Origin of the sequence: Arthrobacter celericrescens, from assembly GCF_003614925.1 — a bacterium.
GTDB classification, from domain to species: domain Bacteria; phylum Actinomycetota; class Actinomycetes; order Actinomycetales; family Micrococcaceae; genus Arthrobacter; species Arthrobacter celericrescens.
Map to the genome: position 1 here is coordinate 40,938 of NZ_QYLP01000045.1, position 22,795 is coordinate 63,732.

14 protein-coding genes are annotated in these 22,795 nt (G+C 67.6%); 8 read left to right on the forward strand and 6 right to left on the reverse strand.

The features are described from left to right. Nucleotides 1-15 precede the first annotated feature (15 nt). Nucleotides 16-2,541, reverse strand: coding sequence for a leucine--tRNA ligase (gene leuS / locus D3654_RS10350; protein ID WP_120521413.1), 2,526 nt, complete (start codon nt 2,539-2,541; stop codon nt 16-18). 496 nt (nt 2,542-3,037) lie between these two features. Between leuS and D3654_RS10355 the strand changes: the two genes are divergently transcribed. From D3654_RS10355 to D3654_RS10370, 4 genes are read left to right on the forward strand one after another with little or no spacing between them, the layout of a single operon-like run. Beyond that, the gene (locus D3654_RS10355) at nt 3,038-6,205 is read left to right on the forward strand and encodes an efflux RND transporter permease subunit (protein WP_120521414.1); all 3,168 of its coding nucleotides are present in this window, start codon (nt 3,038-3,040) and stop codon (nt 6,203-6,205) included. Next, nucleotides 6,202-6,678, forward strand: a complete 477-nt coding sequence (locus tag D3654_RS10360; RefSeq protein ID WP_162943704.1) for an efflux RND transporter periplasmic adaptor subunit — start codon at nt 6,202-6,204, stop codon at nt 6,676-6,678. The genes D3654_RS10355 and D3654_RS10360 overlap by 4 nt, the downstream gene beginning before the upstream one ends. 1 nt (nt 6,679) lies before the next feature. Then, nucleotides 6,680-9,817, forward strand: a complete 3,138-nt coding sequence (locus D3654_RS10365; protein ID WP_120521416.1) for an efflux RND transporter permease subunit — start codon at nt 6,680-6,682, stop codon at nt 9,815-9,817. Nucleotides 9,818-9,846: 29 nt separating this feature from the next. Further along, nucleotides 9,847-10,746 (forward strand): hypothetical protein, encoded by a 900-nt coding sequence (locus D3654_RS10370; RefSeq protein WP_120521417.1) that lies wholly within the window; start codon nt 9,847-9,849, stop codon nt 10,744-10,746. 254 nt (nt 10,747-11,000) lie between these two features. On the opposite strand, the gene glpK is transcribed toward D3654_RS10370, so the two are convergent. The 3 genes from glpK to D3654_RS10385 form a co-directional block, all read right to left on the reverse strand. Then, nucleotides 11,001-12,515: a glycerol kinase GlpK gene (gene glpK / locus D3654_RS10375; RefSeq protein ID WP_120521418.1), complete on the reverse strand. Its 1,515-nt coding sequence runs from the start codon at nt 12,513-12,515 to the stop codon at nt 11,001-11,003. A 48-nt stretch (nt 12,516-12,563) separates the two neighbouring features. Then, the gene (locus D3654_RS10380) at nt 12,564-13,313 is read right to left on the reverse strand and encodes an MIP/aquaporin family protein (protein ID WP_120521419.1); all 750 of its coding nucleotides are present in this window, start codon (nt 13,311-13,313) and stop codon (nt 12,564-12,566) included. Between the two features lie 171 nt (nt 13,314-13,484). Beyond that, nucleotides 13,485-15,275, reverse strand: a complete 1,791-nt coding sequence (locus D3654_RS10385) for a glycerol-3-phosphate dehydrogenase/oxidase (RefSeq protein ID WP_120521420.1) — start codon at nt 15,273-15,275, stop codon at nt 13,485-13,487. Between the two features lie 88 nt (nt 15,276-15,363). Here D3654_RS10385 and D3654_RS10390 point away from each other — a divergent pair, with 88 nt between their 5' ends. Genes D3654_RS10390 through D3654_RS10405 form a run of 4 tightly spaced genes read left to right on the forward strand, consistent with a single transcriptional unit; the run spans nt 15,364 to nt 19,318 of the window. Further along, nucleotides 15,364-16,326: a sugar-binding transcriptional regulator gene (locus tag D3654_RS10390; RefSeq protein WP_120521421.1), complete on the forward strand. Its 963-nt coding sequence runs from the start codon at nt 15,364-15,366 to the stop codon at nt 16,324-16,326. 27 nt (nt 16,327-16,353) lie between these two features. After that, the gene (locus tag D3654_RS10395) at nt 16,354-17,232 is read left to right on the forward strand and encodes an aldo/keto reductase (protein WP_120521422.1); all 879 of its coding nucleotides are present in this window, start codon (nt 16,354-16,356) and stop codon (nt 17,230-17,232) included. 59 nt (nt 17,233-17,291) lie between these two features. After that, nucleotides 17,292-18,236 carry an alpha/beta fold hydrolase gene (locus D3654_RS10400; protein WP_120521423.1) on the forward strand — a complete coding sequence of 315 codons (945 nt, stop codon included), beginning with the start codon at nt 17,292-17,294 and terminating at the stop codon, nt 18,234-18,236. Continuing rightward, nucleotides 18,233-19,318, forward strand: a complete 1,086-nt coding sequence (locus D3654_RS10405; protein WP_120521424.1) for a glycosyltransferase family 4 protein — start codon at nt 18,233-18,235, stop codon at nt 19,316-19,318. The genes D3654_RS10400 and D3654_RS10405 overlap by 4 nt, the downstream gene beginning before the upstream one ends. Nucleotides 19,319-19,327: 9 nt before the next feature. On the opposite strand, the gene D3654_RS10410 is transcribed toward D3654_RS10405, so the two are convergent. Both D3654_RS10410 and metK read right to left on the reverse strand, forming a co-directional pair. Further along, nucleotides 19,328-21,457, reverse strand: a complete 2,130-nt coding sequence (locus tag D3654_RS10410) for a primosomal protein N' (RefSeq protein WP_205571781.1) — start codon at nt 21,455-21,457, stop codon at nt 19,328-19,330. A gap of 99 nt (nt 21,458-21,556) precedes the next feature. Next, nucleotides 21,557-22,783 carry a methionine adenosyltransferase gene (gene metK, locus D3654_RS10415; protein WP_120521425.1) on the reverse strand — a complete coding sequence of 409 codons (1,227 nt, stop codon included), beginning with the start codon at nt 22,781-22,783 and terminating at the stop codon, nt 21,557-21,559. Between the last annotated feature and the right edge of the window lie 12 nt (nt 22,784-22,795).

Genomic DNA, 22,795 nt, shown 5'->3' on the forward strand with positions numbered 1-22,795 from the left:
GGCGGCCCTCCCCGGCTAGGCCGGGACGATGTTCACCAGTTTGGGGGCCCGCACGATCACCGTGCGGATGCCACGCCCATCGAGCGCACGTTGCACGTTGTCGCTGGCCAGCGCCAGTTCGCGCAGCGCGTCCTCGGCAATGTCCGGGGAGACCTCGAGGCGGTCGCGGACCTTGCCCTGCACCTGGACGACGGCGGTGACCGTTTCCTGGACCAGCAGCGACTCGTCGTGGACCGGCCAGCCCGCGTTCGCCACGGAGGCCGGGTGGCCCAGCTGGTTCCAGAGGTCCTCGGCCGTGTACGGGGCGAAGAGGCTCAGGATCACGGCGACGGCCTCGGCGGCTTCGCGGACGGCAGGGTCCGATCCGCCGGCGCCGGAGTCGATGGTCTTGCGGGTGGCGTTGACCAGTTCCATCAGCTTGGCCACGACGACGTTGAACTTGTTGTTGTCCAGCAGTTCCGCGGCTTCGGCGATGGTTCGGTGCGTGACGGTGCGCAGGGCGCGGTCGCCGCCGGAGAAGTCGACGCCGGGCGTGCTGCTGACGTCCTGGCCGAGCCGCCAGGCGCGGGCCAGGAACTTCGCCGAACCGGCCGGCGAAACGTCCGCCCAGTCGACGTCGTCCTCCGGCGGGGAGGCGAACACCATGGTCAGACGGACGGCGTCGACGCCGAACTTGTCCAGCTGTTCGCCGAGATCCACACCGTTGCCAAGCGACTTGCTCATGGCCTTGCCGCCGTTGAGCACCTGGCCCTGGTTGAGCAGGGCGCTGAACGGTTCATCGGCGTCCAGCAGGCCCATGTCGTGCACGACCTTGGTGAAGAAGCGGGCGTAGAGCAGGTGCAGGATGGCATGCTCGACGCCGCCCACGTACTGGCCGACCGGCATCCACTCGTTGATCTTCGCCGGGTCGAAGGGGCCCTCGGTGAAGTGCGGGGAGACGAAGCGCAGGAAGTACCAGGACGAGTCCACGAAGGTGTCCATGGTGTCCGTGTCGCGCTGCGCGGCCCGGCCGCAATTGGGGCATTCCACGTTGACCCATTCCGCGGCGGCGGCCAGCGGGGAGGTGCCCTTCGGGGCGAGGGCTTCACCGCGCAGGTCTTCCGGCAGCGTGACGGGCAGTTGGTCGTCGGGGACCGGAACCTCGCCGCATTCGGCGCAGTGGATGATCGGGATCGGGGTGCCCCAGAAGCGCTGGCGGCTGAGCAGCCAGTCGCGCAGGCGGAAGTTCACGAACTTTTCGCCCGTGCCGAGCTGCTCGAGGATGCCGATTGCTGCAGGGATGGCCTCGGCCTTGGACAGGCCGTCAAGTTCGCCGGAGTTCTTCAGGGTGCCCTCGCCGGAGGTCGCGACGCCGCTCTCCGCCGGGTCCTCGCCGCCGGTCTCCAGGACGGCCCGGACGGGCAGCCCGAAGGCCTTGGCGAAGTCAAGGTCGCGCTGGTCGTGTGCCGGGACGGCCATGATGGCGCCGGTGCCGTAGTCCGCCAGGACGTAGTCGGCGGCCCAGACCGGCAGCTTCTCGCCGTTGAGCGGGTTGATGGCGTAGCGGCCGGTGAAGACGCCGGTCTTCTCGCGTTCGGTGGACTGGCGCTCGATTTCGGAGAGGGCCTTGACCTTCTCACGGTAGGCCATGAGTTCGTCGTGCTGCTCCGGGGTGACCAGGTCCAGGGCCAGGTGGGCGTCGGCGGCGACGACGAAGAAGGTTGCCCCGTACAGGGTGTCCGGGCGCGTAGTGAAGACCGTGACTTCCTTCTCGGGACGGCTTCCGGCCGCCTCGATGACGAAGCGGACGTGGGCGCCCTCGGAGCGGCCGATCCAGTTCCGCTGCATGGCCAGGACTCGCTCGGGCCAGTGTCCCTGCAGCTCGGACATGTCATCCAGCAGGCGGTCGGCGTATTCGGTGATCTTGAAGTACCACTGGTTCAAGGACTTCTTGGTGACCGGGGTGCCGCAACGTTCGCAGGCGCCGTTGACGACCTGCTCGTTGGCCAGCACGGTCAGGTCCTTCGGGCACCAGTTGACCGGCGAGTCCTTGCGGTAGGCCAGGCCGCGTTCGTAGAAGCGCTTGAACAGCCACTGGGTCCAACGGTAGTACTCCGGGTCGGAAGTGTGCAGGCGGCGGGACCAGTCGGCGGAGATGGCGTACCGCTTGAACGACGCCGCCTGGGTGTCGATGTTGGCGTAGGTCCACTCGCTGGGGTGGGCGTTGCGCTTGATGGCTGCGTTCTCGGCGGGCAGGCCGAAGGAGTCCCAGCCGATCGGGTGCAGGACGTCGTAGCCCTTCTGGCGCAGGTAGCGCGCGACGACGTCGCCCATGGCGAACGCCTCGGCGTGGCCCATGTGCAGGTCGCCGGAGGGGTACGGGAACATGTCCAGCACGTAACGACGCTCGCGGGAGCCGTCGTCGAGGGGGGTGAAGACCTTGAGGTCCTCCCACACCTGCGGCCATTTGGCCTCCATCGCGGCGAAGCTGTACACACCCTCCTCGGGGGTGTTCGCTGTTCCTGCCTGTGCTCCGGTTTCGGTCTCCGGGTGAACGCTCACTGCTGCCCTCTTCTGTTCTTCCTTGGCTGTATGGCCTCCTGCTGCAGCCCCGGCACCTGCCCGGACACACAAAAGCCCCTCGACAAGGAGGGGCGGCCGCTCGGTAACTCCGGTACCGGGCGGCTAGCTAAGCAGAAGGATCGCACGCATGCCCCTACTCTAGCGCACCAAAGGCGCGGACCCTGGCCCGGCCGGCACGCATCCCCCCGTCCGACTGGCGTTCGTCCGCCGTCGTTTCGACGGGGGGTTCCTTGCCCGGGCGGTGCGAACGGCACGCGAGTACGCGAGTATGCAACCCGGCCCAAAAACAAGTACCGACCTTCATTGCCAACTTGCAAAGAGGAGTCCACTATGTTAGCAGGCCTGGGGGGAATGGAAAAAGGTCTCAGGGTTTGGAGCCTGAAATGTGCCTTTTGTCTGCCCTTTTCCCCATTAGTTCCGGGGACAGGAAAGCTGTCCCCCGCCCCGTCCGCAGCGAACAGTCCAGGCGTTAGCGATGTTCGGCGCTATAGCCCGGTTCAGCCTGCAGTTCCGGATCCTTGTGTTGGCCATCGCGGCCGCCGTCATCGGCTTCGGGCTGATCCAGATTCCCCGCATGCCGGTGGACGGCCTCCCCGAATTCGCCCCCGCCCACGTCGAGATCCAGACCGAGGCGCTGGGGCTTTCCGCCGTCGAGGTGGAGCAACTCATCACCACACCCATGGAAGCCGATCTGCTCAACGGCGTCCCGTGGCTTGAAGAAATCCGGTCCAAGTCCGTTCCGGGCCTGTCCTCCATTGAGCTCGTGTTCCGTCCGGGCACGGACGTGATGCGGGCCAGGCAGATGGTGGCAGAACGCATGACGCAGGCCCACGCCCTGCCCAACGTGTCCTCTCCCCCGCTGATCATGCAGCCGCTGTCTTCAACCAGCCGGCTCCTCATGGTGCGGATGTCGTCCAAGGAGCTGTCAGGCATCGATATGTCGGTGCTGGCCCGTTGGAAGATCAAGCCGCGGCTCATTGGCGTCCAAGGCGTGGCCAACGTGTCGATCTGGGGGCAGCGTGAACAACAGCTCCAGGTGGAGGTCGACCCCACCACGCTGCGCGACAAGGGCGTAACCCTTGAGCAGATCATCAAGAGCGCAGGAAACGCCGTCTGGGTTTCCCCGCTGAGCTTCCTCGAAGCATCCACACCGGGCACCGGTGGCTTCATCGAGTCGTCCAACCAGCGCCTCGGCATCCAGCACGTCCTGCCGATCCGCAATCCCCAGGAACTGGCCCAGGTGCACATTGAGGATTCGGATCCGTCCCTGGTCCTGGGCGATGTGGCCACGGTGAAGGAAGACCACCAGCCCCTCATCGGCGATGCCGTTATCGGGCAGGACCCGGGGCTGCTGCTGGTCATTGAGAAGTTCCCCGGCGCCAACACGCTCCAGGTGACCCAGGATGTCGAAGCCGCGCTGAAGGACCTGGAGCCTGGCCTGACCGGCGTCCAACTGGACACCTCGGTATACCGGCCGGCATCAGCCCTGCAGGAAAATGTGGACCAGCTTGGCATCGCGTTGCTGATCAGCCTCATCCTGGTGGTCGCCCTGTTCTGGCTCCTGTTCAGGTCCTGGCGGGCGGCCCTGGTGGCCTTCGTGTCACTCTCGACGTCGGTGAGCGCCGCCGTGCTTGTCCTGGGGTGGCAAGGGGAAACGCTGAACGTCACAGTCCTGATAGGAGTCCTCCTGGCTGTGGCCCTGATCGTGGGAGACATCGTTGAGGACGTTCAAGCGCAACTGCGTGGCTCGAAGGTGCCGGAAGGAAGGCAACAGGACCGTGACTTCAAGTCGTACGTGACCGCTGTTGTCCGGTGGGTGCGTGTACCTCTCCTGCTCGCCTCCCTCACGCTCGTCCTGGTCATGGTGCCTGCTCTCTTCACCACAGGCATCGGGGCAGCCTTCTTCAGGCCCTTGGTCTGGGCAATGGCCCTGGCACTCCTGGCCGCGTTCGTCGTCGGCATCAGCGTGACCCCGGTCATGGTGCACCTGCTGCTGAAGCGCGGCGCGTTCGAACGGCTTGAATCGAGCCGCTTCAAGCGAGTCCGCCGCTACTACGGCGACCTCCTGGACCGCGGACGCCGGATGGTGCCCGCCGGTATTGCCGCAGTCGCCGTCGTCGGACTCGCCGGCCTGCTGGCCGCATCCCAGCTCGCCGGCAACCGCGCAATCGTCCCGACGCTCCCGGACCGGACGCTCCTCGTCCAATGGGATGCCATGGCCGGAACCTCGACGGCCGAAGTCAGCAGGATCGCAGCGAGGGCAGCGGATGAACTGCGCAGCGTCTCCGGCGTCACCGGAGTGGGCGGCCACGTGGGGCGCGCCATCACGTCCGACCAAGTCGTAGGCAACAGTTCAGCCGAGCTATGGGTCTCGGTGGCCCGGAGCGCCGACTACCCACAGGTTGAAAGCGCCGTCCGGGAGATCGTCACCGGCTACCCGGGAATCGCCCAGAACATCACGAGCTACTCCCAGCAGCAGATCGGCGAAACCCGCGCTGGCGTCGAACCCGGTTTCACTGTGCGGGTCTACGGCACGGAAATGAACACACTGAACCAAAAGGCCGAAGAGGTCCGCCAGGCGCTGGCAAGCGTCAAGGGCCTCGACTCTCCGCGCCTCAGCTCGGCCCCCCGGCTTCCCGTCCTCGAGGTCGAAGTAGACCTGAAGGCAGCCCAGACGGCCGGCGTCAAGCCCGGCGACGCCCGACGGGCAGCGGCGACGCTCATGCAGGGCATCGTGGTCGGCAACCTGTTCGAGCAGCAGAAGGTCTTTGAAGTCGTGGTCCGCGGTACAGCCGACGTCCGCAACGACCTGACCAGCCTGCGTGAGCTTCTCGTGGACACCCCCGCTGGAGGCCATGTGAAACTCGGCGATATCGCCAACGTCCGGCTCGTCCCGAACGAAACCGTGGTCAACCACAACGCCACGAGCCGTTACATCGACATCGTCGGCGACGTCAGCGGCCGCCCCCTGGGTGATGTCGAGCGCGACATCCAGGCCGCGATCCAGACCGTGCAGTTCCCGGTGGAGTACCACGCCGAGATCCCGGCGAAGTACGACGAGCAACAGAACGCCGCCCTGCTCGCCTTGGGCATCGGTGGCGCTGCGCTCCTGGGCGTGCTCATCCTGCTGCAGACTGCCGTCCGCAGCTGGAAGACCGCGCTGGCCGCCTTCCTCGGCCTCCCGGCGGCGCTGTCCGGCGGTTTCCTTGCAGCCCTGCTGGCCGGCAGTTCCGTGTCGTGGACGTCGCTGGCCGCCCTGGCCGTGCTGCTGGCGATCGCGGTCCGCAACACAGCGGCCTTTGCCGCAACCTGCGACCGTAGCTGGCGGGAGGTCCCCGGAGCCTCCCGTGCCGCGATGGTCATGGCGGCCGCCAGGGAACGCCTGGCTCCTGTGCTGAAAACCGCGGCCATCACCGCCGTCGTGCTCATCCCGATTGCCCTCTTCGGCGGGGCGGCAGGATCGGGTGCCGTGAGCCCGATGGCATTCATCATCGTCAGTGGCCTGGTGACCACGACGCTCTTCGCTCTCCTGGTGGTTCCCCTGGTGCTGCTGTGGTTCGGTCCCGAGCACGGTCCGGAGGACTGGGAAGCGATCTACCGTGTGGATATCCCTGCAACGCAGGTGAAGGTGGAAGCAAAATGACACGTCGTCCATTGAATGGCCGCCAGGCGGCGGCCGGTGTGGCCAGTTCGCTCTGGCTGGCTCTCGGCTTGTTCCTCGTGTCAGGCTGCAGCCAGCCTGCGTCGGTGGCATCCTCGACGTCCTCGCACGCCGAGCAGGCAGCCAAGGTCGAAAAGAACAGCTCGACAGGGATTGCCAAGATCACGCTCTCCGAAAAGGCCATCAGTCGCTTGGACCTCAAGACGACCAAGGTCCAGGCCGGGGCGGGCGGCGCGGCCATCAGGCTGCCCTATGAGGCACTGCTCTACGACGCGAAGGGGGCGACATGGGTCTACACCAACCCGGAGCCGCGCGTCTACCAGCGGCAGGCGGTCACTGTGACACGCATTGAAGGGGGCACGGTCTTCGCTTCCGCCGGGCCGTCAGTGGGAACCGTGATCGTCACCACCGCAGCGGCAGAGCTCTTCGGCGCCGAATTCGACACGGCACACTGACATGCGCCGCATTGTTGCCGCCAGCCTGAGGTTCCGCTCAATCATCCTGGCACTTGCAGCGGTGCTCATGGTGGTGGGCAGCGCCCAGCTGAGCACGGCATCCGTGGACGTGTTTCCGGAGTTCGCTCCGCCGCGCGTCGAAATCCAAACGGCCTGCCTTGGCCTGACCGCCTCCGAGGTCGAACAACTCGTCACGGTGCCGCTTGAAGAGGCGTTCAACGGCATCGAGGGGCTGGACGAACTGCGATCCAAGTCGGTGTCGCAGCTGTCCTCCATCGTCCTGCTCTTCAAGCCGGGCACCGACCAACTCAATGCCAGGCAGCTCGTGTCGGAGAGGATGGCCACGGTCATCCCCACACTTCCGACCTGGGCCGCGCCGCCGGTGATGCTGCAGCCGCTCTCCTCGACGAGCCGCGCGATGAAGATCGGGCTGTCCTCGGACACACGGTCACTCATGGAAATGTCGATGATCTCCTACTGGAACATCAGGGCGCACCTGCTCCGGGTCCCCGGCGTGGCCAACGTGGCCATCTGGGGTGAGCGGCTCCAGATGCTCCAGGTGCAGGCGGATCCCGTCCGGATGAAGGCACACAAGGTGAGCCTCGAGACGGTCATGACAGCGACCTCCGAAGCCCTCGACTCAGGCCTCCTTCAGTACACCCCCGGTTCGCTCATTGGCACCGGCGGCGCCCTGGAGACCCCCAGCCAGAGCCTCAGTATTCGGCACGTCCAGGCCATCACCACCCCGGCGGACCTGGCCCAGGTCACCCTGGAGGAACGGCCAGGAGGTGCGCTGAAGCTTGGCGACGTGGCAAACGTGGTCGAGGATCACCAGCAGCTGATCGGCGACGCCGTGATCGACGGCGGCCCGGGAATCATGCTGATCGTGGAAAAGCTCCCGTGGGGCAACACCCTGGAGGTAACCAAGGGCGTTGAGGAAGTACTCAAGCAAATCGAACCCGGCCTGAGCGGGATCAAGGTGGACACCACCCTGTTCCGGCCCGCCACGTTCATCGAGGAATCCATCCACAACCTCAGCCTGGCGCTCCTCTTTGGCTGCCTCCTGGTCATCCTGGTGCTCAGCCTCTTCCTGTTCCAGTGGCGTACGGCCTTCGTCAGCGTCGTGGCCATCCCGTTGTCGCTCATGGCCGCCTTGCTGGTCCTCTACTGGACCGGCGGCACAGTCAACACCATGGTGCTGGCCGGGCTGGTGATCGCCGTCGGAGTCGTGGTCGATGACGCCATCATCGACGTCGAAAACATCGTCCGGCGGCTGCGCAAGCACCGGGCCCACGGCGACGGCTCCGGCACGGCGCGCGTGGTGGTCAACGCCTCCATCGAGGTCCGTGGTCCGATCGTCTACGCGACGCTCATCATCATCGCCGCCACAGTGCCGATCTTCTTCCTGGACGGCCTCACCGGCGCCTTCTTCCGGCCGCTGGCCACTTCCTACACCTTGGCCGTGCTCGCCTCGATGGTCGTCGCGCTGACGGTGACGCCCGCGCTCGCCTTCATCTTCCTGCGCAATGCACCGCTGGAAGACAAGGACCCGCCGGTGGTACGGGTGCTGAAGCGCTGGTACCACGCGGCCCTGCAGCCGGCCGTGAAGCATCCCGTCCCGGGTTACGCCGCCGTCGGCGTGCTCGCCATCGCCGGTTTCGTCACTGCGCCCCTGCTGGGGCAGTCCCTGCTCCCCGAGTTCAAGGAGCGCGACTTCCTGATGCACTGGATCACGCAACCGGGCACGTCCAATGCCGAGGAGGTCAGGGTCAGCCAAGCCGCGTGCAACGAGCTCATGACTATCCCCGGGGTTCGGAACTGCGGCTCCCACATCGGGCAGGCGTTCGCCGCCGACGAGGTGGTGGGCGTGAACTTCGGCGAAAACTGGATCAGCGTGGACCCGGCGGTCAACTACGACAAAACCCTGGCATCGATCCAGGAGGTCGTGGAAGGCTACCCCGGCATCAAGCGTGACGTTCAGACCTACCTGAAGGAACGCATCCGCGAGGTCCTGACCGGCAGCGGCTACGCGGTCGTAGTCCGTGTCTACGGCGACGACCTGACGGTGCTCCGGGCACAGGCAGACAAGGTCAAGAAGATCCTGGCCGAGGTGCCAGGCGCCCTGGGCGCCAAGGTGGAGCTCCAAGTCGAGGTGCCGCAGATCGACGTGCAGGTGGACCTTGCAAAGGCCAATCAGTACGGCCTGAAGCCCGGCGATGTCCGGCGCGTGGCCGCCACTCTTGTGGGGGGCGAGGAAGCCGGCGACATCTTCCGCGACAACAAGGCCTACGACGTGCAGGTCTGGAGTCCTCCGTCAACCCGCACGAGCGTCAGCAGCATCGAAAGCCTGCCCATCGACACCCCCTCCGGCCAGAAGATCCGGCTTGGCGACGTCGCTTCGGTGCAGGTCAAGCCGACGCCCAACCAAATTGAACGGACGGACGGGACCCGCCGCATCAACGTCAGCGCCAACGTCAAGGAAGGCGACCTGGCCGCCGTCGTCGAGAAGCTCAACGCCGGCCTCGCGACGATCGAGTTCCCCACCGGCTTCCACGCCGTGGTGCTCGGTGAGTACGCCGAACGCCAGGCTGCGTCCCAGCGGCTGCTGATCTTCGCCGCCGGTGCGGTGATCGCGATCTACCTGCTCCTGCAGGCCGCCTTCCGCAGCTGGCGCCTCGCGACGCTCATCATGTTGACGCTCCCCGTGGCACTGGTGGGCGGCATCCTTGCCGCCCTGCTGGGTGGCGGCATCCTGTCCCTCGGTTCGCTGGTGGGCTTCCTCACGGTGATGGGCATCGCCGCCCGGAACGGCATCCTGCTGGTCAACCACTTCCAACACCTGGAGCAGCAGGAGGGCGAGGAGTTCGGCCATGCGCTGGTCATGCGCGGCGCGGCGGAAAGACTCTCGCCGATCCTGATGACGACGCTCGCAACGGCCCTCGCCCTGGTTCCCCTGGTGGTCATGGGCAGCCTCCCGGGACACGAGATCGAACATCCCATGGCCGTGGTGATCCTCGGCGGCCTGGTGTCCTCGACGCTCGTGAACCTGTTCATCGTTCCATCGCTCTACCTGCGGTTCGCCAAGCCGAAGCAGCGCCGGCGGCCACGCCCGGAGCCCGAGCCGGTTCCGGCCGCCTGACGCCCTTCGCACACATGAAAGGAATCCCCATGCTCCATCGACGCCGCCGGATCACAGCAGGCACATCGGTGCTGCTGCTGGTCGCGGCCACGCTGTCAGTCGTGACCGCGGCAAGCGCCAATGCGGCACCGGCGCCAGCCGAGTTGTGCGGACCCGGCTCCGCCATCAACTACTCGTCCGATGACTTCCCGCAGCCCACGAAGATCAGCAACAAGTGGTTCTCGCTGGTGCCCGGCATGCAGTTCACGACCACCGGCACGGTGACCTCGGCCGACGGCGTCCACAGCCATTCCGTGGTCCACACCGTCACCGGGCTGACCAAGGAGATCGACGGCGTCACGACCCGGGTGCTCTGGGACCGTGACTACCAGGACGGTCAGCTCCAGGAATCAGAGCTGGCATTCTTCGCACAGAGCAGTGACAGAACTGTGTGGCTGTTCGGTGAGTATCCGGAGGAGTACGAGAACGGCGAGTTCATCGGAGCGCCCAGCACCTTCATCCATGGCCTCGCCAAGGCGCAGGCCGGGATCGCCATGCCGGCCCGTCCTTCGCTGAGGGCCCCGGACTATGTCCAGGCGCACGCTCCCAAGGTCGGCTTCCTGGACTGCGGCAACGTCATCCTGAAGGACCAGCACGTGTGCGTGCCGACCGGCTGCTACAACGACGTCCTGGTCATCGACGAGTACAACCCCCTGGACCCTCCGGAAGAGGGGCACCAGCGCAAGTTCTACTCGGCGGGCACGGGACTCGTTAAGGTCACCGCTGTGGGTGGCACGGACCAGGAATTCATGGACCTCGTCAGCATCCGCACGCTGACCGCGGCCCAGCTGAACCAGGTCAATGCCCAGGCGCTCGAGCAGGACTCCCGCGGCTACGAGGTCAGCAGGAGCGTCTACGCGAAAACCGCCCCGGCCACGGTCGGTCCGTGAACCGGTCCGAGAACCGGTAGGTGCGACGAAGGCCGGGGCGGTAACTGCCGCCCCGGCCTTCGCGTGCGTCAGCGGGCTTCCGGCGGGCGCTTGCGACGTTGGCTACGGAACGTTGAGGGAGGCCGCACTTCGCCCGGGTGTGGTGGGCACCGCGATGGGCCCCCGGCTGCGAGGGCCCCAGCGCGAGCTTGCGAGCGTTGGGAGCAGCTGGGGACGGGCGGGGCAGGTGCGGCCTCCCTCAACGGAGGCTGGACCTACTTAACGTCCTCGTCCACCCAGTCCATGGACTTGGTGACGGCCTTCTTCCACAGGCGCAGCTGGCGCTCCTGCTCTTCGACCGGAAGCTGCGGCTCCCAGCGCTTGTCTTCGCCCCAGTTCGCGGACAGTTCACCGAGGTCCTTCCAGAAGCCGACGGCGAGGCCCGCCGCATAGGCGGCGCCGAGGGCCGTGGTTTCCACGACCTTCGGGCGGACGACGGGAACGCCCAGGATGTCCGCCTGGAACTGCATGAGCGCCTCGTTGGCGACCATGCCGCCGTCGACCTTCAGCTCACTGAGCGGAACGCCCGAGTCGGCGTTGACGGCGTCGAGCACCTCGCGGGTCTGGAAGGCGGTGGCCTCCAGCGCCGCTCGGGCGATGTGCCCCTTGTTTGCGAACCGGGTCAGGCCCACGATGGCGCCGCGGGCGTCGGCCCGCCAGTAGGGGGCGAACAGGCCGGAGAAGGCCGGGACGATGTACACGCCGCCGTTGTCCTTGACGGCCGCGGCGAGGGTTTCGACTTCCGGGGCGGTGGAGATCATGCCAAGGTTGTCGCGCAGCCACTGGATCAGCGAACCGGTGACGGCGATGGAGCCTTCCAGGGCGTAGTGCGGCTTGGCGTCGCCCAGCTTGTAGCCGAGGGTGGTCAGCAGGCCGTTCTTCGAGTGGACGATTTCCTCGCCGGTGTTGAAGATCAGGAAGCAGCCGGTGCCGTAGGTGTTCTTCGCCTCGCCGGGCTGGAAGGCGGCCTGGCCGAAGGTGGCGGCCTGCTGGTCGCCGAGGATGCCGGAGACGGGCACCTCGCGGAGCAGCTGGGAGCTGTGCACCTGCCCGTACACCTCGGAGGAGGAGAGGATGGCCGGCATCATTGACGCCGGAACGCCGAAGACGTCCAGGATGTCCTGGTCCCACTGCAGGGTTTCCAGGTCCATGAACATGGTGCGTGAGGCGTTGGTGACGTCCGTGGCGTGCACGCCGCCGTCGGGCCCGCCGGTGAGGTTCCAGAGCACCCAGGCGTCGGTGTTGCCGAAGATGAGGTCCCCCGCCTCGGCCTTGGCGCGGGCGCCCTCGACGTTGTCCAGGATCCATTTGATCTTGGTACCGGAGAAGTAGGTGGCCAGGGGCAGGCCCACCTTCTCCTTGAACCGTTCCACTCCCCCGTCGGCGGCCAGTTCGTCCACGATCGGCTGGGTGCGGGTGTCCTGCCAGACGATCGCGTTGTAGACCGGCTCGCCGGTGTTCCTGTCCCAGACGACGGCGGTCTCCCGCTGGTTGGTGATGCCGACGGCGGCGATGTCGTGGCGGGTCAGGCTCGCCTTGGACAGTGCGGAGCCGATGACCTCCCGCACGTTGTCCCAGATTTCCGCCGGGTTGTGTTCCACCCAGCCGGCCTGCGGGAAGATCTGCTCGTGCTCCATCTGGCCCGTGGAGACGATGTTGCCCGCGTGGTCGAACACGATGGCGCGCGAGCTGGTGGTGCCCTGGTCAATGGCGATTACGTACTGGTTCACGATGACGTCCTTGTCTTTCCGGTTCTGTTCTGTCTGGTTGCTTGGAGACTACTTGGCCACGGTGGCAATGATGGGAACCCAGAGGGCCACGACGCCGGCGAGGGTGCCGCCGATCAGCGGACCCACCACGGGAACCCAGGAGTAGGCCCAGTCGCTGGAGCCTTTGCCCTTGATGGGCAGGATGGCGTGCGCGATGCGCGGGCCGAGGTCACGGGCGGGATTGATGGCGTAGCCGGTGGGGCCCCCGAGCGAGACGCCGATGCCGACCACCAGGAGGGCCACCGCCAGCGGGCCCAAGCCCGAAGGGGTGCCGCCGAAGGTCAGGATGACGAAGACCAGCACGAAGGTGCCGATGATTTCGGTGACCAGGTTCCAGGGCAGGGTGCGGATGGCGGGGCCGGTGGAGAAGACGCCCAGCTTGTTGGCGGCCGCCGTTTCAGCGTCGAAGTGCTGCTTGTGGGCCAGCCAGCTGATCACCGCGCCGAGGAAGGCGCCGAGCAGTTCGCCGCCGAAATACGTCAGCGTGGAGGCGAAGTCCACGGCGACGCCCGGGGCGTATTCGGCCTTGCCGTTCACCAGGAGGCCGAGGGTGACGGCGGGGTTCAGGTGGGCACCGGACTTGGCGGCAACGAAAACACCCGCGAACACGGCGATGCCCCACCCCCAGGTGACCATCAGGAACCCGCCGTTGTTGCCCTTCGTCCCCTTCAGGGCCACGTTGGCCACGACGCCGCAGCCAAGCAGGGTCAGCATCGCCGTGCCGAAGACTTCGGACAGGAAAACAATTCCAAGAGACATCTTTGACTCCTCATTTCAGGTGTTGCGGCCCCGCGGGTTCTGCGGGCCGCAACGCTCTTCTCATACCGGCCGGCGGGGTGGAGCCGGCCGGCGGCGGGGTGTCCGTGCTGCACGGGCACCCCCGCCTTGGTTCCCGCGCCGGATGGGCGGGAACCGAATTCCACGCGCGCGTCAGTACACGAGGCTGTGTACCGTGACCCGGTGGAAGCGCTGCAGTACGTCCTGGGCGTGCCGGATTTCGTTGGCCTTGCGGGCCTTGTCCCAGCCCAGCGGTCCGGCCAGGACGTCGGCCAGTTCGTTGAGCAATTCCCCGGTGACGAGTCCGCGGAAGGCAAGGGAAGTGCGGCGGATCAGCACGTCCACGAGGTGGCCGATCTGCTCGTGCGCGGCCATGAACTCCAGTTCCCGGACGCTCAGTTCGTGGGTGGAGCGCAGCAATTCGTCGTGGCCGGCCCTCAGGTAGCCGAGGACCTCCTCGGCGCGGGTGCCGTAACGGGCCAGGAGCCCGGCCACCCGCTCGGCGCCGAAGCCCGGAGACACGTGCCGCTTGATCCAGTCCTGCTCGCCGTCCTCGCTGGAGGGGAAGCCGGCGCCGCCGCCGATGGCGAGTTTCGCCGTCGAGACTTTGCGTTCCATGCCCAGTTCGGCGAGCACGTCGTTGCTGAGGTGCTCGGCCAGCGCGCGGAAGGTGGTCCATTTGCCGCCCACCAGGGAGAGGACGACGGCGGAGCCCGCCCCGCCGGGGACGCTCCGCTCGATGCGGTAGTCGCGGGAGACGAAGCCCGGCTGGGTGTCGTCGTGGCGGGGCAGCGGCCGGACGCCGGAGAAGCTGTAGACGATCTGGCTGCGGTCGACCCGGATAGCCGGGAACACCTTGCCCACCAAGTCGAAGAAGTAGTCGATCTCCTGCTCGGTGCAGACGGCGTCCTCGGCCATGTCCGCGTTGACGTCCGTGGTTCCCACCAGGACCCGGTCGCCCATCGGGTAGATCAGCACGATCCGGCCGTCCGTGTGCTCGAAGAAGATCTCCCGGCCGTTGCACGCGGCCAGCAGCTCCGGGTGGTCCAGCACGATGTGCGAGCCCTTGGTGCCGCCCATGAAGGTGCTGGGCTGGCCGAGCGAGTTGTTCGTCAGGTCCACCCACGCACCGGTGGTGTTGACGATGACGTCGGCCCGGAAGGTGAATTCCCCGCCGGTGAGTTCGTCGCGCAGGCGGGCTTCGCCGTCGGCCATCGACACCAGCGAGACGTAGTTGCTGGCCCGGGCGGAACCGCCGTCGAACGCGCTCCCGGCGCCGGCCTTCACGCCGTCCTGCAGCACGTCCAGGGTGAGCCGCTCCGGGTTGTGGACCGAGGCGTCGAAGTAGGTGGCGGTGTATTTGACCTTCGGGTCCAGGGCGGGCAGTTCGGCCAGGGCCGCGTCCCGGCCGCGGAACTGGTGGCGCGGGACGCTGCCGCCGTCGCGGGAGAAGGAGTCGTACAGGCTCAGGCCGAGCTTGATGAGGAAGGCGCCGCGCTCCTTCGGCTTGCCCTGCTTGTGGGTCAGGAAACGCATCGGGGCGGACAGGACGCCGGAGAAGGTGCTGAAGATCGGGATGGTGGTCTGCAGCGGCTTGACGTAGTGCGGGGCGATCTTCAGCAGGCGGTTGCGTTCGACGACGGACTCACGCACCAGCCGGAACTCGCCGTTCTCGAGGTAGCGGATGCCGCCGTGGATCATGTGCGAGGACGCGCCGCTGGCGCCCTGGCAGAAGTCACCGCGTTCGACGAGGGCAACGTCCACGCCCTGCAGGGCCAGGTCGCGGAAGGTGCCGACGCCGTTGATGCCTCCGCCGATGACCAGGACCCGGGCGTGGGGACGGGTACGCAGTGCTGCTGCCGAGGCCCGCTCGCCTGCTGCGGAAGGGGTGTTCGTGGTGTGTCCCAAAACTGCTCTCCTGGGGCTGGGGGTTGTGCGCCGCATCACGCCGGGCGCATCTTGCACACCCATTCTTCGAAATCGTGGAAAATGAAATCAAGCTATTTGCACAAACGTGCAGAACGGAGTTGGGATGCCACGGTCACGACACTCGGACGCGCTCCGGGCGGCACAGATGTACTACCTTCAGGACCTCACCATGGACGCGATTGCACGGGAGCTGCGGACCTCCCGCTCCACTGTGTCCCGCCTGCTGTCCTCCGCCCGCGACACCGGGCTGGTGCAGATCCAGATCCGCAGCCCCTTGGACACGGCCCCGGAGCTGGAACGGCTCATCCGCGAGCAGTACGACGTGGACGTCCATGTGGTCCCCGTGCTGGACACCCTGAACGAGGCCGAAGCCCTGGACCGCGTGGCGATGCAGGCAGCCCGCACCATCGGCCCGCTGGTCGATTCGAACGCAATCATCGGCATCGCCTGGGGCGCCACGATCAGCGCCGTGAGCCGGCACCTGACCCGCAAGATCACGCACGACAGCGTCGTGGTCCAGCTCAACGGCGCCGGAAACATGCAGACCACCGGCATCACCTATGCCAGCGACATCATGCGCCGTTTCGGCATCGCCTACGGCGCCCGCGTGGAGCAGTTCCCCGTGCCCGCGTTCTTCGACCATGCCTCCACCAAAACCGCCATGTGGAAGGAGCGCAGCGTGCGGCGCGTGCTGGACCTCCAGGACCGGATGAGCATCGCGATCTTCGGCGTCGGGTCCGTCGACTCCTCGTATCCGAGCCACGTGTACGCCGGCGGCTACCTGGACGAGGACGACCTCAAGCTGCTCGCCAGTTCGGACGTGGTGGGCGACGTTGCCACGGTGTTCTTCCGCGCCGACGGCTCCTCGGACGGGATCACCCTGAACGAAAGGAGCACCGGGCCCAGCCACGAACAGCTGCGCGAGGTGAGGCGCCGCATCTGCGTCGTGTCCGGCGCGTCCAAGATCGACGGGCTGCGCGGGGCGCTCGCGGCGCGGCTCGCCACCGAACTCATCGTGGACGAAGCCACGGCGCGACGCTTGGTGAGCTACGGTGACTCCGCGTGAGCCCGGTGGATAGGTAGAGTCTTTGCTATGAAACCCTCGCCGCGCCTCAGCCTCAACAACGGCGTCCTGATCGACCAGTTGGGGTTCGGTCTGTACAAGGTCCCCCCGGCCGACGCCGCGGGGCTGGTGTCAACGGCCGTCGCCACCGGATACCGCCATTTCGACACGGCCGCCATGTACGCCAACGAGACCGGCGTGGGCAAGGGAATCGGCCGTGCGCTCGCCCCGACGGACGGCTTTGAAGACACCGGCGGGTCCGGGGAGGAGTTCCACTCGCTCTCCCGCAACGACATCTTCGTCACCACCAAGCTGTGGAACGACGACCAGGGCTACGACTCCACCTTGCGCGCCTTCGACGAGTCCATGACACGGCTGGGCCTGGACCACGTGGACCTCTACCTGATCCACTGGCCGTGCGCCGGCCGCGGGCTGTTCCAGGAAAGCTACAAGGCCATGGAGACCCTCTACCGCGAGGGCCGTGTCCGGGCCATCGGCGTTTCCAACTTCCAGGCCGCGCACCTGGAGACCCTCATGTCGTCCGCGGAAGTGGTTCCGGCGGTCAACCAGATCGAACTCCACCCGTGGCTGCAGCAGGGCAAACTCCGGGCCCTTCACGAGCAGCTGGGCATCCGCACCGAGGCCTGGAGCCCGCTCGGCCGCGGCCACGTGCTGGCGGACCCGGCCATCCTGGCGCTCGCCGAAAAGCACGGCAGGACGCCGGCCCAGATCGTGATCCGCTGGCACCTGCAGCTGGGCAACATCGTCATCCCCAAGGCGAGTTCCGGTTCCCGCATCGAGGAAAACTTCAGAGTGTTCGACTTCGAGCTGCCCGCCGAAGACATGGACGGCCTGGCCTCCCTCGAACGCCACCACCGCACGGGCTCGCACCCGGACAACGTCAACTAAGAGCGCCGCCCATGAAGAGCGCTGCCAACTAGACCCCCAGCCGACTTAGGATCCTACGCATGGAACAACTGGACACCGGCCGCTCCGGCCCCGCACCGGACCCGCAGGCGGCGTTCTTCAGCCCGTCCCTCGCCGGACGGACCCGCGCCTCGGACCTGGAGCTCGACGGCGGCACTGTCGCCTACTGGTCCTACGAACCGGTCCGCGCCACACCCGCCACCCGCACGATCCTGGTGATCCACGGGTTCCGCGGCGACCACCACGGGCTGCTGCGCGTGGTCGACATGCTGCCGGAGATGCGCATCGTTGTTCCGGACCTTCCTGGGTTCGGCAGTTCCGACGCCTTCGCCCGGGACGAGCACACCGTGGAGCGCTACGGGAAGTTCATCTCCGACTTCATGGCCGCCCTCGGCCTCGGACGCGACACTGTGCTGTTGGGGCATTCCTTCGGCTCCATCATCGCCAGCCATTTCGTCGCGGCGCACCCCGGCGCCGTCACTCCCCTGGTGCTGATCAACCCCATCGCCCTCCCCGCGCTGGAGGGCCCCAAGGGCCTGATGACCAAGCTCGCCGTGTTCTACTACCAGCTGTCCGCACGGCTGCCGCGGCGGCTGGGCCTGGCCCTGCTGCGGAACCGGCTGATCGTGCGCGTCATGAGCGAAACCATGGCCAAGACCCGCGACAAGCCGCTGCGCGGATTCGTGCACGCCCAGCACGATGCCTACTTCTCCGCCTTCGCGGACCGGAACAGCCTGCTCGAATCGTTCAAGGCCTCGGTGTCCAGCCACGTGGCCGAGGCGGCGCCCCGGCTGCGGCTGCCGGTCCTGCTCATCGCCGGCGAAAAGGACGAGATTGCCACCCTGCCCGCGCAGCACAAGCTGCTGGAAGCGCTGCCGGACGGCCGCCTCGTGGTGATTCCCGGCGTCGGGCACCTGATCCACTACGAGACGCCGGAACCCGCAGCCGCCGCCATCCGCACCTTCCTGGAGGAACATCCCGCGTGAAAATCGTCATCGACGCCCGGTTTACCCGGACCGACCACCACGACGGGATCAGCCGCTACGGCTCAAGCCTCATCGCGGCCACCGCGAAGATCGCCGACGTGACCATGCTGATCAGCGATACGCGCCAGCTGGCCTTGCTGCCGGACGTGCCCCATGTGCTCGTCAACAGCCCGCTCTCGCCGATGGAGCTCTTCGTGGCCCGGGAGGTCAACAAGCTCGGGGCAGACGTGGTGGTGTGCCCCATGCAGACCATGGGCACCCTGGGCCGTAAGTACGGGCTCGTCCTGACCCTGCACGACCTCATCTACTACGAGCACCCCGCTCCCCCGGGCTTCCTGCCCGCGCCAGTGCGGCTGCTGTGGCGGCTCTACCACAAAGCCTTCTGGCCACAGCGGGTCCTGCTGAACCGGGCCGACGTCGTGGCCACCATCAGCCACACCACCGAAGCCCTCATGGCCAAGTACCGCCTGACGAGGCGGCCGGTGCGGATCGTCGGGAACGCACCGCAGCCGGGCCAGCAGCCGCGGGACCCGGAGGCCGGTGCCGACAAGTCGCTGCTCTACATGGGCTCGTTCATGCCGTACAAGAACGTGGACACCATGATCCGAGGCATGGCCGGCCTTCCCGGATTCACCCTGCACCTGCTCAGCCGGATCACCCCGCAGCGCCGTGCCGAACTCGAGGCCCTGGTGCCCGCCGGGGCGGACGTCCGCTTCCACAACGGCGTCACGGACGGGGAATACAGCGACCTGCTTGCCAAGGCGACCGCCTTGGTGAGCCTGTCCCGCGCCGAAGGCTACGGACTTCCCCTGGTCGAGGCCATGGCCCTGGGCACCCCCGTGATCGCCAGCGACATCCCGATCTTCCGGGAAGTGGGCTCCGACGCCGCCAGCTATGTGGACCCGGATTCGCCCGCCGCGTTCACGGCCGCGGTGCAGGAACTGCAGGGCGCGCAGTTCTGGCAGAAGCGCTCGCGCCGTTCGGTGGAGCGGGCAGCTGACTTCAGCTGGGAGGATTCGGCCCGGCAGTTGCTCGCCGTGGCGGAAGAAGTCGTGGCCCTGCGGGGCCGGAAGCGGCGCTGAGCGCTTCGGTTACAGCACGTCCACGCCGTCGAGCCTGAGCTGCACGGGGCCCGCGGTCCGCTTCGCCGCACTCGCGGCCTTCACGGCGCGCATCTCCTTGGTGGCCTGCGCCGCCTGGCCGTAGGGAATGAACAGCAGGGTGCGGACGTCGGCCTCCTCGGGCTGGCTTCCCTGCCGGGCGGCCGACACCGAGAGCGGGGACGGCCCGACGGCGCGCAGCTCCAGCGAGCGGCCGAGGGCACCGGTGAAATGCACGACGTCGGCGCGCGGCCCGGTCACGGAAGCGACGCGTACCGCGGGCGGCAGTTTCAGTTCCTGGCGCAGGGCCAGTTCCCGGGCGGCGAAGCCGGCAGGGTCCCAGCGCAGCAGGGCACCGGTGGCCGTGCTGTCGTCAGCGGTGACCACCACCAGCCCGCCGTCGGACGCCGGACGGACCAGGGCGGCCGCGTTGAACCAGCGCCGCACGGTGTCCTCCCCGGCGCGCAGGTTTTCACGCCGGAGCAATGAAGCGCCGTCCAGGAGCAGTGCCGCCGCGTAGCCGGCGTCGGCCACGGGTTCGGCGCCGATCGTGGCAACCACCAGCGCAGGCGCTGTTCCGACCCTGGCCTTCACTTGGTCTCCCGACGACGTGATGACCGTCTTCCCCGGAAAGGCGCGGCCGAGTTCCTCGGCAGTCCGCAGCACCCCGGCGGCACCGCGCCGCAGCCGCCGTCCGCCGCAGTGCCTGCAGTGCCATTCGGGCGCAGGAGTGGAGCACCAGCGGCATTGCGGCGGCGAGGAAGGCCCCGTGACGGCGAGGGGCCCCTGGCAATTGGTGCAGCGCGCCGGTTCCCGGCAGTCCTCGCACACCAGCGACGGGGCGTAACCGGCACGCGCCACCTGCACCAGCACCGGTCCGCGTTCCAGCCCTTCCTTCGCGGCGCGCCACGCCGCTCCGGGCAGCCTGGCGATGCGGGCCAGGGGGTCCCGCTCCTGTTCGAAGCTGTCGGCGGTGTTCAGGACGCGCGGGGTCCTGCTGCGGACCACAGGCCGCGGGGCTTCGACCGGCACTGCCCAGCCGGTGCCGACCAGACGCTGCAGTTCGGTGCTCCGGCTGTGCGCGGCCATGAGGCAGGCCGCTGATTCCTGTTCGCTGCGCAGCAACAGGACCTCGCGGCTGTGGGCGTAGGGTGCGCGCTGGTCGATGTGGAGGTCGTCGCCGTCGTCCCAGCACACCACGAGGCCGAGGTCCTGCACGGGCGCGTACGCCGCCGAGCGGGTGCCGACAGCCACTCCCGCGTCGCCGCGGAGCAGCCTCAGGTAGCTCCGGTAGCGCGGCGTCTGGCCGTCCTCGGCGGTGAGCCGCGCGACATCCGCGGCGGGGAGGACCTCCAGGAGGGCCTGCTCCATGCGGTCAAGGTCCCGGTGGTCCGGAACGACGACGACCGCGCCCCGCCCCGAGGACCGCACGGCGGCGACGGCCGCCGCTACCAGGCGGGGCCAGCCGTCCGGGCCGTAGCCCTGCACGGCCGTGAGGACGGCGTGCGGGGATCCGCCAGCCGCTAGGTGCTGGAGGAAGGCGGTGCCGTTGCCGTAGGAGGCCCAGCTTCCGGCGGTATCGCGCCGGATGGCCGTGATTTGTTCCCCTTCTGTGCCCGATTTCGGGGCGTCGTGGAGTTCGTCCCCGGCGAGATAGCCCTTCTCTAGGCCGGCAACGCGGGGCGGGATGGCGGTGCGCAGCACATCGCTGAGCGTTCCGGCGTACCGGCCGGCGACGGCGGACGCGAGGGCCAGCAGGGACGGGCCCAGCACCGGGACCTCCGAAACCACTTTAAGCAGGGGAACGAGCGCCGGTCCGCCCGGGTCGTATCCCTTCCGCTCGAGGATGTAGCCGCTGAGTTCCTGGCCGTTGAAGCGCACCTTGACGCGGACGCCGGGCAGCGCGGAATCCGCCAGTTTGGCGGGCACGCTGTAGTCGAAGGGCCTGTCCAGGTGCGGCAACGGAGATTCAATCAGCACCGCGGCCACGGGATCCACCGCTGCCGGCTCGGGGCCGCCCGCGGCGGACTGTGCGGGGAATCCCTGCAGCAGGGAGGGCTGGCGTGCCGACGCCGCAGCGGAAGGGTTCCCGGCCAGGGGGAACAATCCGTCCTCGCCCATCGTGGTCACCCCCTGTCCTCCGGCTCCGGCCCTTGCTTTGCTGGCACCAGCAAAGCAAGGGGCACTGACATTTTCAGTGCAGCGTCGCCGGCGGCCGGGTCAGGCGTTGAAGAATTCCTTCAACTCCGCCACGCGGTCCAGGCGTTCCCAGGTGAAGTCCGGCTCGTCCCGGCCGAAGTGGCCGTGGGCGGCGGTCTTGGTGTAGATCGGACGCTTCAGGTCGAGGGCGTCGATGATCGCGCGGGGGCGCAGGTCGAAGATCTCGGCGATGGCTTCGCTGATGCGGGCCGGATCGACGGTTTCGGTGCCGAAGGTCTCCACATAGGTTCCCACCGGGCGCGCCTGGCCGATCGCGTAGGCGATCTGGATCTCGGCGCGCCGGGCCAGGCCCGCGGCCACCACGTTCTTGGCGACCCAGCGCATGGCGTAGGCGGCCGAACGGTCCACCTTCGACGGGTCCTTGCCGGAGAAGGCGCCGCCGCCGTGGCGGGAGAAGCCGCCGTAGGTGTCCACGATGATCTTGCGGCCGGTGAGGCCGGCGTCGCCCACCGGGCCGCCGATCACGAAGGCGCCGGCCGGGTTGAGGATGTTCAGGGCACGGGACGTGTCCAGCTCGGAAGCTTCCAACACCGGCTTGATGACGTGCTCGGCAAGGTCGGCGCGCAGGAGTTCGAGCTTGGTTCCCTCGGCATGCTGGCTGGAGATGACCACCGTTTCGACCGAGACGGGACGGTCGCCGTCGTACCCGACGGTCACCTGGGTCTTGCCGTCCGGCCGCAGGTACGCCAATTCGCCGCTCTTGCGGACGTCGGTGAGCCGCTCGGAGAGGCGGTGGGCCAGCCAGATCGGGGTGGGCATGTAGGAGTGGGTTTCATCGCTGGCGTAGCCGAACATGATGCCCTGGTCGCCGGCACCCTGGAGGTCGTAGTCGTCCTCCTGGCGGCCTTCGCGGGCTTCGAGCGAGTTGAAGACGCCGCCGGCGATGTCGTTGGACTGCTGGCCGATGGACACCGACACGCCGCAGCGGGCGCCGTCGAAGCCGTTGGCCGAGGAGTCGTAGCCGATGCCCAGGATGGTCTCGCGGACGATCTGCGGGATTTCGACGTAGGCGTCGGTGGTGACTTCACCGGCAACATGCACCAGGCCCGTGGTGGCCATGGTTTCCACCGCGACGCGGGACTCCGGGTCGGCGGCAAGGAGGGCGTCGAGGATCGCGTCGCTGATCTGGTCGCAGATCTTGTCCGGGTGCCCTTCGGTGACTGACTCTGAGGTGAAGAGCCGGAGCTTGGACGGATTTCCGTGGGCGTGGTGCAGGGGTAAAGTCACGTGACTACCTTA